Origin of the sequence: Providencia sp. PROV130 (genome assembly GCF_028482225.1) — a bacterium.
In the GTDB taxonomy this organism is placed as follows: Bacteria; Pseudomonadota; Gammaproteobacteria; order Enterobacterales; family Enterobacteriaceae; genus Providencia; species Providencia rettgeri.
Map to the genome: position 1 here is coordinate 27,850 of NZ_JAMPQC010000016.1, position 14,776 is coordinate 42,625.

At 38.1% G+C, this 14,776-nt stretch carries 14 protein-coding genes and 1 pseudogene; 8 read left to right on the top strand and 7 right to left on the bottom strand.

The features are described from left to right. Positions 1-51 precede the first annotated feature (51 nt). The gene (locus PSF28_RS11175) at positions 52-291 is read right to left on the bottom strand and encodes a HEAT repeat domain-containing protein (protein ID WP_004911467.1); all 240 of its coding nucleotides are present in this window, start codon (positions 289-291) and stop codon (positions 52-54) included. Positions 292-578: 287 nt separating this feature from the next. Between PSF28_RS11175 and PSF28_RS11180 the strand changes: the two genes are divergently transcribed. Continuing rightward, positions 579-956, top strand: a complete 378-nt coding sequence (locus PSF28_RS11180; protein ID WP_210840507.1) for a hypothetical protein — start codon at positions 579-581, stop codon at positions 954-956. Between the two features lie 57 nt (positions 957-1,013). Here PSF28_RS11180 and PSF28_RS11185 read toward each other — a convergent pair whose 3' ends face one another. Together PSF28_RS11185 and PSF28_RS11190 are read right to left on the bottom strand one after the other, a co-directional pair. Continuing rightward, entirely contained in the window at positions 1,014-1,385 is a 372-nt protein-coding gene (locus tag PSF28_RS11185; RefSeq protein ID WP_109912418.1) for a hypothetical protein, read from the bottom strand. A 379-nt stretch (positions 1,386-1,764) separates the two neighbouring features. Next, a complete protein-coding gene (locus tag PSF28_RS11190; protein ID WP_004253462.1) occupies positions 1,765-2,013 on the bottom strand; it encodes a DinI-like family protein in 249 nt (82 codons plus the stop codon). 582 nt (positions 2,014-2,595) lie between these two features. Here PSF28_RS11190 and PSF28_RS11195 point away from each other — a divergent pair. Together PSF28_RS11195 and yddG are read left to right on the top strand one after the other, a co-directional pair. After that, entirely contained in the window at positions 2,596-4,056 is a 1,461-nt protein-coding gene (locus PSF28_RS11195) for an alanine/glycine:cation symporter family protein (protein WP_272685067.1), read from the top strand. 189 nt (positions 4,057-4,245) lie between these two features. Beyond that, positions 4,246-5,145, top strand: coding sequence for an aromatic amino acid DMT transporter YddG (gene yddG, locus PSF28_RS11200; protein ID WP_272685068.1), 900 nt, complete (start codon positions 4,246-4,248; stop codon positions 5,143-5,145). 63 nt (positions 5,146-5,208) lie between these two features. Here yddG and yidA read toward each other — a convergent pair whose 3' ends face one another. Both yidA and PSF28_RS11210 read right to left on the bottom strand, forming a co-directional pair. Next, entirely contained in the window at positions 5,209-6,021 is an 813-nt protein-coding gene (gene yidA, locus PSF28_RS11205) for a sugar-phosphatase (RefSeq protein ID WP_210836339.1), read from the bottom strand. A gap of 225 nt (positions 6,022-6,246) precedes the next feature. After that, on the bottom strand, positions 6,247-6,630 hold the full coding sequence (locus PSF28_RS11210; protein WP_004911441.1) for a helix-turn-helix domain-containing protein: 384 nt from the start codon (positions 6,628-6,630) through the stop codon (positions 6,247-6,249). A gap of 333 nt (positions 6,631-6,963) precedes the next feature. Here PSF28_RS11210 and mgrB point away from each other — a divergent pair, with 333 nt between their 5' ends. Beyond that, on the top strand, positions 6,964-7,110 hold the full coding sequence (gene mgrB / locus PSF28_RS11215) for a PhoP/PhoQ regulator MgrB (RefSeq protein ID WP_004911439.1): 147 nt from the start codon (positions 6,964-6,966) through the stop codon (positions 7,108-7,110). 230 nt (positions 7,111-7,340) lie between these two features. Beyond that, the gene (locus PSF28_RS11220) at positions 7,341-8,717 is read left to right on the top strand and encodes an amino acid permease (protein WP_210836338.1); all 1,377 of its coding nucleotides are present in this window, start codon (positions 7,341-7,343) and stop codon (positions 8,715-8,717) included. Between the two features lie 78 nt (positions 8,718-8,795). On the opposite strand, the gene pagP is transcribed toward PSF28_RS11220, so the two are convergent. After that, complete coding sequence (gene pagP, locus PSF28_RS11225) at positions 8,796-9,371, bottom strand: lipid IV(A) palmitoyltransferase PagP (protein ID WP_109912424.1); 576 nt, start codon at positions 9,369-9,371, stop codon at positions 8,796-8,798. Between the two features lie 665 nt (positions 9,372-10,036). On the opposite strand from pagP, the pseudogene PSF28_RS11230 reads away from it, so the two are divergent. From PSF28_RS11230 to thiD, 3 genes and pseudogenes are all read left to right on the top strand, one after another. After that, a pseudogene (locus tag PSF28_RS11230) lies at positions 10,037-11,593 on the top strand (YjjI family glycine radical enzyme). Then, entirely contained in the window at positions 11,565-12,431 is an 867-nt protein-coding gene (locus PSF28_RS11235) for a YjjW family glycine radical enzyme activase (RefSeq protein ID WP_272685069.1), read from the top strand. Before PSF28_RS11230 ends, PSF28_RS11235 begins: the two are co-directional and overlap by 29 nt. Positions 12,432-12,625: 194 nt before the next feature. Continuing rightward, on the top strand, positions 12,626-13,423 hold the full coding sequence (gene thiD, locus PSF28_RS11240) for a bifunctional hydroxymethylpyrimidine kinase/phosphomethylpyrimidine kinase (protein WP_210836335.1): 798 nt from the start codon (positions 12,626-12,628) through the stop codon (positions 13,421-13,423). A gap of 46 nt (positions 13,424-13,469) precedes the next feature. Here thiD and yegS read toward each other — a convergent pair whose 3' ends face one another. Continuing rightward, positions 13,470-14,369, bottom strand: coding sequence for a lipid kinase YegS (gene yegS, locus PSF28_RS11245; protein WP_210836333.1), 900 nt, complete (start codon positions 14,367-14,369; stop codon positions 13,470-13,472). Positions 14,370-14,776: the final 407 nt, after the last annotated feature.

Consider the following 14,776-nt stretch of genomic DNA (forward strand, 5'->3'; position numbering starts at 1 on the left):
TAATGAAAATTATTTGTTAAATAAATGAATTTTACGTTAAATTGATATTTTTTAGTTGGTTTTATTTTGTTGGGTTTCATGGAAGAATTTGGCTAATTTGCTAATTGATACAATTGATGCGACAGCTATATCTTTATTATAATCCTCACATAAGGCTAATAGTCTATCGATAGCATCTTCTTGCTCAATAGAACAAATATAATCGCCTAATGCATTTATTGCCGCTATTTTAACATCATTGTTGGTTCCATGAGTCAGGCTAACAAGGTTTTTAACGATTTTTTCTTTCATAAAAATATATTAAATCAGTCAAGTAGTATATAGGCCAGTATAAAACTAACTAACTAAATAAAAAATGTTTTTTTTATTAATGTTAATTTAATAGATATAGATTGAATCAATAATAACAGGAAGGATATTGGTAATATTCTCAGTTTATAAAAATTAATTTTTATAAACTAGTGTCAGCTGGTTAGGACAAACGTAAATGAGTAAGGCAAAAGCTCAAATTGTTTACTCAAATTGATATAATACACCTATACTAGGTTGAGTTGTCATAAAATAGAAAGGGTGATGCGTTGAAACGTATAAAAACAAAATTATTAATTGTATTGCTATTGGCTTTAGGCGTATTTGCATACCATTCTTATACCAGTATTGGTGACTCAGATGTTAAAAATGAAGCGCAAAGCATGGTGGAAAAGAAGCTAGGAAACGCATCAGCGATTGAGTTCAGTGATGTGGATATAGTACAAAAAAGTGAGTTTAAGGAAGGAGAAAGTTATCGGGTTTGTGGCTTATACCGCTTATCGACCCAAGATAGCTCGCTACCATTTGTTGCAAATGTCAGCATTAAAGAAGGGCGTTTCTCTGAGCATGGGCAATTGATTATTAGTGAAACACCTGAATTACAATTCTCGATTGAACAGTTGTGTATTAAAAAACCAACCAATTAATAAAAAAACGCTCAAATTTTAGTTTGAGCGTTTTTTCTTTTCTAAAAAATTAAATCATTAAGATTTATTCAAAAGCAGTTCAGTTTGAATTTTACAAGCTGAAATAGAGTCATTTAGTGATTTATTGAAGTCGGCTTCATTAGCAAACTTAGATTTATTGCTACGTACGGCGTCAATCGCTGATGTTAGATTTTCTCGTAGGTCTGACTCTACAGTGGCTAATTGCTTGAGGTCGACATTTTCACTTTTCAATTTAGCAATAGTTGATTGGGTTAATTCACTGCTAGTTTTGTCAGTGCTGTATGCTTCACTTAGTGCTTGACCAGTGATCTCACAATAATCTTTGGCTATTTCACTAATATTTAATGGGGCATTATCAGCCATAACAAGGGCTGGAGCCAGGCAAAAAGCCAGTAACAAACGCTTCATAGTCATACCTCTATTTTGCACACAATGAATAATAACTCTATCTGGTACTAGAAAAATACTATAGCAGATTAGGCCTAAAATGGGGGATGACGAGTAGGTTTTTAGCATGATTTCATAAAAAAGAGCCAGTATAAATACTGGCCGCTATAATTAGCAAAAGCAATGTAAATGAAAATTACGTTATATACATTATCATATAACGGTGTAAGGTAAAGCGATTTTAACTTGTTTTGGTGAAAGTTAAGGTTAAGTATGATCTTGATCAGAGTTTGAACCCATATTAGAGGCGTGTTATCGAAATATGGGCGAAATAAAAAATAACCAGCTAGAGGTCAGGTAGACTCATAGCTGGTTTTGTTCATGTAACCTAACAGGGAGATTACTGCTTTAACCAATGGCCATGTTTTAAGACATCTTCGACAAGTTCATGTAAGACAATATGTGCTTCGTTATCATCATGAAAGCCTTTAGTTTGAAAGGTTGTTGGGCCATTATCATGAGTAATCAAAAGATAGCTGCCAGGGTAGACTTCTAAAACACGTGCTTTTAGCTCAGCAATGAAGGACTCATATGATTTTTCAGGGAGCTGAGAAAGTGGGTCATCAGATAACTTGATATTAATTTCCATACGTTAACCTCTTGTCTATAAAATTTAATTAGGCTCAGTTTATTGTTAAGTGAAAGTATAAGCAACTATCTAATTACGATGGTTGTGCGGTGACGGTTTTTTTGATTATAAATTAACCTCATTCATTGATTAGATATTCCAAATAATAAATAAATTAAACAAAAGAAATATTATAAATATTTTTGTTAAGAAATAAGCTAATTAAGAATGAAACGATGAAATGAATAATGTTTTTTTATTTATTCAAGTAACTTGCTGGTTAAAATAAATACTGAAAATCAATCATTTGATTAATTTCTTACTTAATCATAAAGAATTTTTTCTTGGTTAGGTTTTTCAAGGTGTTATATGTGTTTATTTGGGAGTGTCTAACTTGTTTTAATTAAAACACAATGTAGTTAACGATTGATGAAACGGAAATTAATTTACAATAAAGAGAAAAAAATATAATTTCTGATAATCATATTAAGATGATTGAGCTTTTGTAAGCTAAACTCCTTTTTCTGGGGGTATGTTTTAAATGTGAGGGGTTGATTTTCGATTAATACATTATTAATCGTTCTAATAAAAAAGGAGTGTAATTTGATAGAATTTATAAACTCATTAACTAATATTATTTGGGGTTCGTTACTTATTTATTTATTACTGGGGGCAGGCCTGTATTTTACGCTTCGATCAGGGTTTATTCAAATTAGGCATTTTGGCCATATGTTTAGTGTCTTAAAAAACAGTAAACAATCGGATAGCGCAGGTATTTCCTCTTTTCAGGCACTATGTACAAGTTTAGCCGCTAGAGTCGGTACAGGAAACTTAACCGGGGTCGCAATTGCACTAACAGCTGGCGGACCCGGTGCTATTTTTTGGATGTGGGTCGTAGCTATACTCGGAATGGCAACATCTTTTATTGAATGTACTTTAGCACAGTTATATAAAACCAAAGATGATAAAGGAAATTATCGTGGTGGGCCTTCATTTTATATGCAAAAAGGCTTAAACCAACGTTGGATGGGGGTGTTGTTTTCAATATTCCTGATTATTGCCTTTGGTTTAGTATTTAATGCAGTACAAGCTAATTCTATTGCTCAAGCAACCGCAGTCGCCTTTGATTTCAATCCAATTTATGTTGGCATTGGCTTAGTTTTATTAAGCGGAGTTATTATTTTTGGTGGATTGAAATCCATTGCGAGGGTTGCTGAATTAGTTGTTCCTGTCATGGCGTTAGCCTATTTGTTATTGGCATTTTGGGTTGTTGGGCACCATATTGAACGATTACCTGAAGTTTTTATGCTGATAATCCGAAATGCATTTGGTTTGCAAGAGGCAGCGGGGGGGGCTGTTGGCTATGGTGTTGCTCAGGCTATGACACAAGGTATTCAGAGAGGGCTATTCTCTAACGAAGCCGGGATGGGGTCAGCACCAAATGCAGCGGCATCCGCAGCACCTTATCCACCTCATCCTGCATCTCAAGGATATGTGCAGATGCTTGGTGTTTTTATGGATACCATTGTTATTTGTAGTGCGACCGCAATTATTATTTTGTCATCTGGTGTTCTAGAAAGTGGGATGGATAACATTAATGGCATTGAATTGACACAACTTGCGCTATCTTCTGCCGTTGGTAGCTGGGGAAGCACCTTTATTGCGATTGCTATCTTCTTTTTTGCGTTTACATCAATCATTGCTAACTATGCATACGCTGAAAGCAATATGATTTTTCTAGAAAATAATCATACAGCGGGTTTATTTATTTTCCGTTTAGCTGCATTAGGTATGGTGATGTTTGGTGCACTTGCTGAAATGCCATTTATTTGGAAACTTGCTGATTTATCCATGGGGTTAATGGCAATAACAAATCTAATCGCGATCCTTTTATTATCGGGTATCGCTTTCAAACTCGCTAAAGATTATAACCAGCAATTGGTTGCAGGTAAAATACCGACTTTTGATATTAATCAGCACCCTGAATTAAAGAAACAGTTTGAGGAGGGGATATGGGAAAAAGAAGAAGTCGATAAGTGGGTTGAGAAAGAAACATCTCGCTAATATAAAAAACGTAAAGCATAAAATTCTTAGGTGAAAGCCTGAGAATTTTTTTTATGCAATATTATCAAGGTTTAATAAGAATAAACGCTTGTTTTATAATTCTTTGAGCTATAAGGTTTTTTAAGGTGATGAAATAAATGTATTATCACAGTATATATCCTATTTCTAATTTAAATAGCCGAGAGAGTTATGAAATTGAATCAGTACGCCGCAACGCTGTATGGAGTTATTTCAATCTTGTTGTGGAGCACAATGGTTGGGCTGATCCGCAGTGTAAGTGAAGATTTTGGGCCTGTCGGTGGTGCAGCATTAGTTTATACAGTCGGTTCCCTTGTGTTAGTACTTGCCATGGGGGTGCCTAAAATAACGAAGTATCCCAAACGCTATTTACTCTGGGGAACGGTACTGTTTGTTAGTTATGAAATCTGTTTTGTATTGGCGTTAGGCTTAGCCAATAGCCGGCAGCAAGCTATTGAACTTGGTATGGTGAATTATTTGTGGCCAAGTTTTACTATCGCACTGGCGGTATTTTTTAACCGTCAACGTTTCACTTTATTATTGGGATTAGGGTTAGTTTTAGCATTTATGGGGTTGATCTGGGTAATTTCAGGAAATCAGCCATTGTCGGTGCAAACGATTTGGGAAAATATTCAAAGCAATCCACTGTGTTATTTTTTAGCCTTTATTGGGGCTATTGTTTGGTCGTTTTACAGCAATGTCACTAAGCGAATTTCTGGAGGTCACAATGGTATGGTACTATTCTTTATCATGACCTCTATTGGGTTATGGATTTTGTATTTTTTCAGTACCCCAACACCGTTTATTATCAATAAAGAAAGCCTGTTATTATTACTGGTTGCCTCAATTGCGACTGGCGGAGCGAATGCATTATGGACATTTGCGGTTATCAAGGGCAATGTGGCTTTTTTAGGGACACTTTCTTATTTTACCCCAGTTATATCAACTGCATTCGCGTCTATGTTATTAAGCACGGCATTAACGTTAAGTTTTTGGCAAGGTGTGTTAATGGTGACAATGGGGTCGGTGATTTGCTTTTTAGCGACGAGGCAAAAACCAATAAGTGGTTAAAAGGTGCAGCGCGTCCAGATAAGCGCTGCAACAGAAATTAGACTAAAGTGAATTTTTGCGGACTTATACATTAATAAATTTATTAATGGCGACAGCAACGCCATCTTCATCATTAGTTGTGGTCACAAATTTAACCATTTGGCGAATTGGCTCTAAAGCATTGCCCATTGCGACAGAAACACTGGCGTATTGTAGCATTTGGATATCATTATTTTGGTCACCAATACTCATGACTTTGTCAGGTGTAATACCCAGTTTTTCACAGATACATTGCAATGCCGCGCCTTTACTTGAGGTTTTATTTGACACCTCTAGGAAATACGGGCTTGTTCGGGTTAAAGCGTAATTATCGAAGACATTCTCTGGAAGATAACTGATACCAATATCTAATTTCTCTGGATGGTCAATCATCATAAATTTAGTAAATTCCAAAGAAGAGTCCATTTCATTAACGGGGCAATAGATTAGTGGAGTATGAGTTAAATAAGCATCTGCAACTGTATAGTGACTAATATGGCGGTTTGCCGTGAACATGCTGTTATCCGCAAGAGCATGCATGTGAACCCCGACATTTCTAGCTAGTTCTTCAAAATATTGGAAGTCAGCGAAATCTAACAAATTCTCTGCCAGATGACTTCCATCATTGGCTTGGTGAATGACACTACCATTATTGCTAATACAATAGTTATCTGCGGTATTTAAATCTAATTCCCGTAGGTAAGGGGAGATCCCCGAAAATGGCCTACCTGAGGCTAAGATAATATGTACACCTTTTTGTTTGGCTTGAGTGATAGCCTCTTTTACTGCGGGAGATATTTGGTGTTGGGAGTTAAGTAATGTGCCATCTAAATCAATGGCGACCAGTTTGATTGACATCCAATGCCTCCTAAAATGCGTGCTTTCTGCCAATACCTTACTCCAATTATTCAGAATGTAAATTATACGAATAGTTATAATTTTACTCACAATAGAATAATGGGTGTTTGATATGAAATTGAACAGAATACAAAGCAGGAACTCTGTTCAATAGTCGAAGCTTGAAATGACAATGTTTTATAGCATTAGCATGTGAATCAATAGATTAATGCGGCTAAAATATTCTCACTCATAATTATGAATTAAATGAAGCGGTTGCTTCACATCTAATTGAATTTGGTCATTCTGTCTAAAATCAAATGGCGTAATGCCATATTCTTTACGGAACATATAGGTAAAGTGGGATTGTGACCCAAAACCAAAATCCAGAGCGATATCGAAAATAGACTGGCTGCTATTGCGCAGTAAGTTAACCGCACCAGCAAGACGGCGTTGGCGGATATATTTACCCAGTGAAATCCCTGTGACTTCTTTAAAGATTTTTTGCATATGCCAAAGTGAATAGCCTGAATAAGCCGCGAGCTCTTCTAAGTGGATCACGCGCCCTAAGTGTTCTTCTATCCATTTACTCAAAGCATAAACAAGTGCTAAGTGGTTATCTTGTGGCATCTCAAATGTTTTCTAGTTTTACGGTAGCAGAAGTATACACAACTTCATTTCATGATGACAAAGGCTGCTTGTGCGGTATTTCCCATTTTTAGGGTAAAAAAAGCACAATCAGAATAAGTTAATGACCAATAGCGCCTAAAATGAGCGGAATTTTTGTAAAAAGAGGTCAATTGCATATTTTCCTCAAATTTGATGCTCTAAATTAGAGTACCATTTGTTCTATAAACGCATTACGTGCAATGCCATAAATGATATCTATCATAAAATGGCAGTACCTTAATATTGTAATCATTTGAAAAATAAAATCATCATAGAAATATGAAGGAATTGTCGGTGTTTGGTCGTAAATTAATTATTGCTGTAAGTGCTGTCTTAGCGTGTCTTTTTTTCTATCTCTTAGCGATGGACAACCTGTGTGATCAGGGGGGAGAAAACTTTATTTTTGGTATTTGTCGTGTAACTGACTTGTTACCATTTTGAATTTGCTTTTTAATGCACAATCCATGATATTGAGTTGGGGTAACTATCCTGCGGTATCATTTTGTTATGTGATGAAAAAAAATAACTAATAGCACCTGCTTTTGGGCCGTAAAATATGGTAAAAACAGCGCCAGAAGAATGTAGTGTTAATAAGAAAATTCAAATAAACTTGTGTCATTATCATTATTTTGGACGATAAAAAGCAAGTAAGAGGACGAAAGGGTAAAGTTATGGCGCAACAGCAACAGACGCTAAAGCGGGGATTAAAAAACAGGCATATCCAATTGATTGCTTTGGGAGGCGCTGTTGGTACAGGGTTATTCCTCGGAATAGCAACAACCATACAAATGGCAGGGCCATCGGTTTTACTTGGTTACGCACTGTGTGGGTTTATTGCTTTTCTTATTATGCGCCAGTTGGGAGAAATGATTGTTCAGGAACCTGTCGCGGGTTCGTTTAGTCATTTTGCATTTAAGTATTGGGGTGGCTTTGCAGGTTTTCTCTCAGGGTGGAACTACTGGGTCATGTTTATCCTTGTTGGGATGACAGAACTAACCGCCGCAGGTAAATATATGCAACATTGGTGGCCTGAACTCCCGATATGGGTTTCTGCCGCGGTGTTTTTTATTGCTGTGAATGCGGTTAACTTGGTCAATGTGCGCTCTTATGGGGAAACTGAGTTCTGGTTTGCATTAATCAAAGTCATTGCAGTCGTTGCTATGATTATTTTTGGTTGCTACTTACTGCTCAGCGGTCATGGCGGCCCACAAGCGAAAGTCAGTAACTTATGGGAATATGGTGGTTTCTTTGCTAATGGCTTTAATGGGCTAATAATGGCTTTGGCAATTATTATGTTTTCATTTGGGGGCTTAGAGCTTGTCGGTATTACCGCTGCAGAGGCCGAAGACCCAGATAAAAGCATTCCAAAAGCAATAAACCAAGTGGTATATCGCATCTTGATTTTTTATATTGGCTCGTTAGCGGTATTACTCGCGTTATATCCTTGGGTTGATCTTGATGGCAAAACAAGCCCATTCGTCTTGATTTTCCATGAATTAGGCGATTTACTGGTTGCTAATTCATTGAATGTGGTTATTTTAATTGCTGCGTTGTCTGTGTATAACAGTGGGGCTTATGCAACAAGCCGTATGTTGTTTGGTTTAGCACAACAAAGTAATGCACCTAAATTTCTTGCGAAAGTGAATAAAGGTGGCGTCCCCGTCATGGCATTATTCGTTTCAGGTATTGCGACTTCTGGTGGAATTTTAATTAACTTTGTGATGGAAGGTAAAGCTTTCGAATTGTTAATGTCATTGGTCGTGACAACCTTGGTTCTGAACTGGATTATGATTTGTGTTTCAAATTTGAAGTTCAGAGCAGCAATGAACAAACAAGGTGTTGAAACGAAATTTAAAAGCATTTGGTATCCATTTGGAAACTATCTGTGCTTAGCATTTTTACTGTTGATTTTAGGGATCATCCTGACAATGGACGGCTTGCGCATTTCGGTATTAATTATGCCATTATGGATAGCAGTTCTATGGGTTGGGTATCAATTCTCAGGGGCTAAAAAGCAAGACTTAGCCAAAAGCCAACAATTAAGCTAGATTTGGTTTTTTTCTTATAATAAAAAGACCGGTGGGAATACCCGACCGGTCTTTTTATACTGCGATGAAGCCGTTAGGTCACCACTGCCAACGTAGCCAAGCAAATAATACGTTACCGTTATTATAAGTTCCTGGAATATAAGTGGCTTGCAGCGAAAGCTTGTCATATTCCACTGATACTAGCGGGAGCGGTGCTGGGATTGGAATGTAGTACATATCCCTACGGGCAGTGACACTTAGAGTGAAGCCTGCTCCCATACGAAAACCATCAATGTCCCCTGGGATCCACATTTTTTGGAATGCATAACCACCAATTGGTTCCCAATCATTATGTGAATCTTTAAATGCCATTGCATAGATAGCATGCCAGTCATTGTCTTCATCATAACGATATTTACCAAGGCCAAAACCCCAAGGTCGCTCGTTATACTCATCCGTTTTTTTCTTGTCGTACATTGCACGGTTGTGCCAAGTCACCGCAGGAACATATAACTCATATTTGTCAGAGTCCCATGTGGTACTGACATTATTTTTAAATTTATCCCATAAATTTGCCGATTGCTCTTGCGCAACGGCAGGCGATGATATGCAGATTGAGGCGCTCATGAGTAGCGAAGCACCTACGGCCAACTGTATGTTTTTATAAACTCTCATTGTAAATCCAGTTCTGTATCGCAGATATAAAAATGATGATTAGCTCGCTAATGATTATCAGATTAGCATTATTATTATAATTTTGAGCTCAATTATTTTAATTAAGATGTACAGAATATAACAGTATTAATTACATAGTTAAGGATAATAACTAGCTGGTCATATTAGAACTGTTTAATTTTGCCTATTTTTAAGGGGGATAACTGACAGTAAAAAGGGATATTAGCTGATCAAATTGGCTATTGAATAGGTTAATTCTCCTAAAAAACCAATAATTGACAAAATACTCCATTTTTAATTAGATAATGTGATTACTTGATGAAAATAAATGAGCTGAATTGAGTTAGTAAAGATAAGAAAAACCAATGTATCACTCATTATAGATGTGGCTAACTTTCTGTAATAAAGAGGTATTTCGTATTATTTAGGTGATAACGACTAGTAATGTTGATAGAGCAGACATTTATGAAAAATAGCGTGCAAACAAATCCAAAAAGTATGACGCACGTCAAATAATGACTTGTCTCAATGGGATGAAATGGAGGATATAGGCGGCGGTTATAAGTTGCTGCATGTCAACACGGCTAGGAGCTAGTTCTTGAAAGTCTACGGCATATACATTGCTGTAAGCAACGTTAGCTTCTAACTAAAAAAGGAACATCACCATGATGAAACGTCAAGAACCACTGACTGAATACCAAGCTAAATGCTTGGCTATCGCCACAGATAAAATATTATCACCAAAACAAAAAGCCAATTTTTTAGCGGTAGAGGCGGATAGCCACATTCCCTATCTTGCGATGAGCCAACCCCTCGCAGAGGCGTTAAGTGAACGTGTTATTTGTGATATGTATGAAGGAAATGCACCGTATAAGCCACGCTATGTGTTGCCTGATTATGTAAAATACCTCAACCAAGGTTCAGCATACCTAGAATTAGCCCCTGCAGAGGACTTTGATGATGCGCTTAATCATCTGATGATTTTATATCATCACGTTCCATCGGTAACTAATTTCCCTGTATTTTTAGGGTACTTAGATAAAGTACTCATGCCATATGTAGGGGAATTGACAGAAGAACAATTGTATCCAAAATTAAAAAGATTTTGGATACAATTAGACCGAACTCTACCTGATGCCTTTATGCATGCCAATATTGGGCCGGATGACAACGTGATTTGCCGTTTGATTTTACGTATCGATGCGGAATTGAAGTAAGTCGCACCTAACCTGACATTTGTTTATCACCCACAGCGCACACCTGAATCACTTTTCTTACAAGCGATTGAAAATATTTGTGAATGCAGCAAACCGCATATTGCGAATGATATCATTCATCGTGCTGCATTTGATGAACAAGGTTACGGCATTGTCAGCTGTTATAATGCATTGCCTGTTGCAGGCGGAGGAAGCACTTTAGTTCGTATTAATTTGCGCAAGGTTGCATTACGCAGTCAAAATTCAGCTGATTTTTTAAATGTGCAATTGAAAAAGTATTGTGAGTTACAAATGGAACTCATTGAAACACGTAGCGCATTTTTATTTGAGGAATCAAACTTCTTCCAAACCAGTTTTCTTGTCCAAGAAGGATTAATAGAGCCAGAACGCTTTGCCCCGATGTTTGGTATTTATGGTTTAGCTGAAGCCGTGAATATCCTTATGGAAAAAGATGGAGCGAAAGGTGCGTATCAAGCAAATTCACCTGCCTTGCCACTGTCTTATCAAATCAGTGAACAGTTGGCAGACTTTGTCGAAACCACACCTGTTAAATATGGTTATAAAAACCGAGCCATGCTCCATGCCCAATCTGGGATCAGTTCGGATATAGGGACTACACCGGGGGCTCGCATTCCATACGGTGAAGAGCCCGATCCTGTTTCGCATATCCAAGCCGTAGCGCCTCATCACAAACACTATTTGTCTGGGATCAGTGACATTTTAACCATCGATGAAACGATTAAACAAAACCCGCAAGCATTAATGCAATTGTGCAAAGGGGCATTTAGCTGTGGAATGCGTGAGTTTACTGCAAACGTGGCGAGTAATGATTTAGTCCGTGTTACTGGCTACATGGTACGTTTGTCGGATATCGAAAAATACAAAGAACAAGGTTCTAGAAGTAACACTACCTGGTTAGGAGAGGAAGCGACTAAGAACTGTAAAATTACAGCCCGTCAGCAACGAGTAATTAGTCATGAGCAATCGATGCGCTACGCTGAATAAGGTTATTTCTTTTTCCTGTGTAGATGGCCCTGGTAATCGGCACGTTATTTTTTTGCAAGGTTGCAATTTACGGTGTTTGAATTGCCATAACCCATATACCATGGCGCTTTGTGACCATTGTGGGGACTGTGTTTTAACCTGTCCTCACAATGGGTTATCGTTTGTGGATGGTAAGGTTATCTGGGATAGCGATGCCTGCCAGCTTTGCGATACCTGTTTGCAAACGTGCACTAAAAATTCAAGCCCGATGACGGTGCCATTAAGTGTTAATGACGCCATCAATGACTTGAAAAAAAATGTTGTTTTCCTGAATGGCGTAACGATTAGTGGTGGGGAAGCAACAACACAATTACCTTTTATTATTGAATTATTTAAAGCAATTAAGGCCACACCGGAGCTCAAGCATTTAACCTGCTTTATTGACAGTAATGGACATCTGGCTTCTGCGGGTTGGAATAAAGTGATTGAGTATACGGATGGCGTGATGATTGACCTAAAATCATGGAGTGATGAGTGTGCTTTAAGGCTAACAGGAAAAGATAACCAGCGTGTTTTTCAATCGATTCAATATTTGGCGCAAGCAGAGAAATTGTATGAATTGCGCTTATTGTATATTCCTCAGCAAACAGATTACCTAGAACATATTGATGAACTTGCTGATTTTCTAAATCAACTTCCTACGAGCACACGGATAAAGATTAACGCCTTTCAACAGCATGGCGTAAAAAATGAAGCAGCTAACTGGCCTGCGGCAACCCAAATAGAAGTGGAGGCATTCGCTCAACTATTACAGCAGCGAGGTGTTGATAATATTCATTTGCCTAATGTGTACTTATAAATTATGTTAATTCTCCCTGCGTGAGATATCCTCTCTTTTTATCTAACTCATTAAAATTCATTCACTAACCGCTGGTATTTGTTAAATGTTATGAGACAATTAAGGCGGTTTTATTGTTTGATTTAAAATGATTTCAGTAAACCTTGCTTATCAATCTATTCAATTGCTTTAGCCGACGAAAAGGGGAGTCACTCATGAGGATCAATGCGTTAACCATAGCCGGAACAGACCCATCGGGTGGGGCGGGTATTCAGGCAGACTTAAAAACGTTCTCTGCGTTAGAGGCTTATGGTACGAGCGTGATGACAGCATTGGTGGCTCAAAATACCCGAGGTGTACAATCTGTTCAAGACTTACCCCCTGAATTTGTGGCAGCGCAATTAGACTCGGTTCTCAGTGATGTGCGAATTGATAGCGCAAAAATCGGTATGCTGTTTAATCAAAGTAATGTCGCCGTTGTGGCGAATGCGCTGAAACAATATCCTATTCCGTATGTGGTATTGGACACCGTCATGGTGGCTAAAAGTGGCGACCCGTTGCTATTACCAGATGCGGTTGATGCGCTGCGCCAACAGTTATTACCCCTCGTTTCTATTATTACACCAAATCTACCCGAAGCAGCGGTATTGTTAGACGAAAAAGTCGCACAAACAGAAAGTCAAATGCTGACTCAAGGGTATAAATTGCTTGAAAAAGGTTGCCAAGCGGTATTAATGAAAGGCGGGCACCTAAGTGATGCTGAAAGCCCAGATTGGTTAATCACACCAAAAGGCGAATGGCGTTTTACTTCTGTTCGCATAAATACAAAAAATACCCATGGTACAGGGTGTACTTTGTCGGCAGCTTTGGCTGCGTTGCGCCCTCGTTGCGCGGATTGGCAAGAAACCGTTACGCAGGCTAAAGCGTATTTACAAGCCGCGTTAGAACAAGCGGATAGCTTAGAAGTTGGAAAGGGAATAGGTCCTGTGCATCACTTCCATGCATGGTGGTAACCTTAAAAGATTGAAAGCCCAAATACTCGGGCTTTCATATTATGCTTTAAGTTAATAAGTTACATTGAGGAGGTAACCGGCACTGAATGGCGTTTGGCTGCACTGAGAACGTAAAGGTATCTCCCGAGAGTGGCTCACCATCAAGGTTTAAGATCATATCGTGAGGAGATGAAATTTTTACCCACGATAATTGCTTTTCAACTAAGTGTTCGTTTTTATCAGCTGAAAATAAATTCGATAAAAATGCGGGTATCACATCCCTTGCAGGAATAATCAGTAAATTTAATGCACCGTCATTAATGAGTGCTTGTGGTGTCAGTTGCTGGCCTCCACCTGCTTGCCGGCCGTTTCCGACAGCAATGACTAACGTCTCCCCCTCCCAACTAAAATTTTCCCCTTCAATATGGCAAATGTCCGTTTTCAGTGTGTCAGGACGCAGTAAGCCATTTATTACGTAAGCCGCTCCTCCTAACGCCGACTTTAGTGCTTCTGGTGTTTCGGTGGTAATACGTGTCCCAAAGCCGCCAGTGGCCATATTAAGGAAATAATATTGCTCATTGACTTGCACAATATCAATAGGCACAGCTTTGCCTTTTAATGAGAGTGCTAGTGCTGATTCAATATCCATTGGAATATTCGCGCTAGTGGCAAAATCATTTGCTGTGCCCATCGGGAGGATCCCTAAAGTAGGACGGGACTCGCTAGGGAATTTCATCAGGGTACTGGCAACCGCATTCACTGTGCCATCACCTCCGGCGGCAATGATGGTATCAACACCGTATTTTATCGCCTGAGAAATAAAATAATGCGTATCATCCAGCTCCCAAGGAATACGGACTTGAATTTGATGGCCTTCTTTACGCAGGTGAGTAATGGCTTTTCGCAGCTCGATGTGATTTGCTTGTTTACCATTAAGAATAACCATGGCTGACTGATATTGATTCATAAATACCCATCCATTTGGCTTAACGTATGTCAAATATTCGTTAAAACGAGTATAAATGGATTAATAAAATATGGATGAGTTTTTTTTGATTTTTTTACAGAAATAGCGTTAACAAGAGAAATGAAATAAAAGTAGCAGATAAAAGAAATGGCTAGCTCAAGGGAGATTGAGCCAGCCAAGGAGGTGGTTCCTAGTCTTATTTTATGACTTTCTAGTTCTTCGTTTTCGAGAGTGACTATACGATATTGAATAACCAATTGATGTGATCTGTTGCATAAAATTGGATATTCAGCGCATTTTTTAATGGAAATGTCAATAACGCGAATGATTATCATATAAGAAAAAAGCATATAAAGTGAAATAATATCGTTTTATAGGTAAAAAAAAGCCAAAATATCAAAGTATTA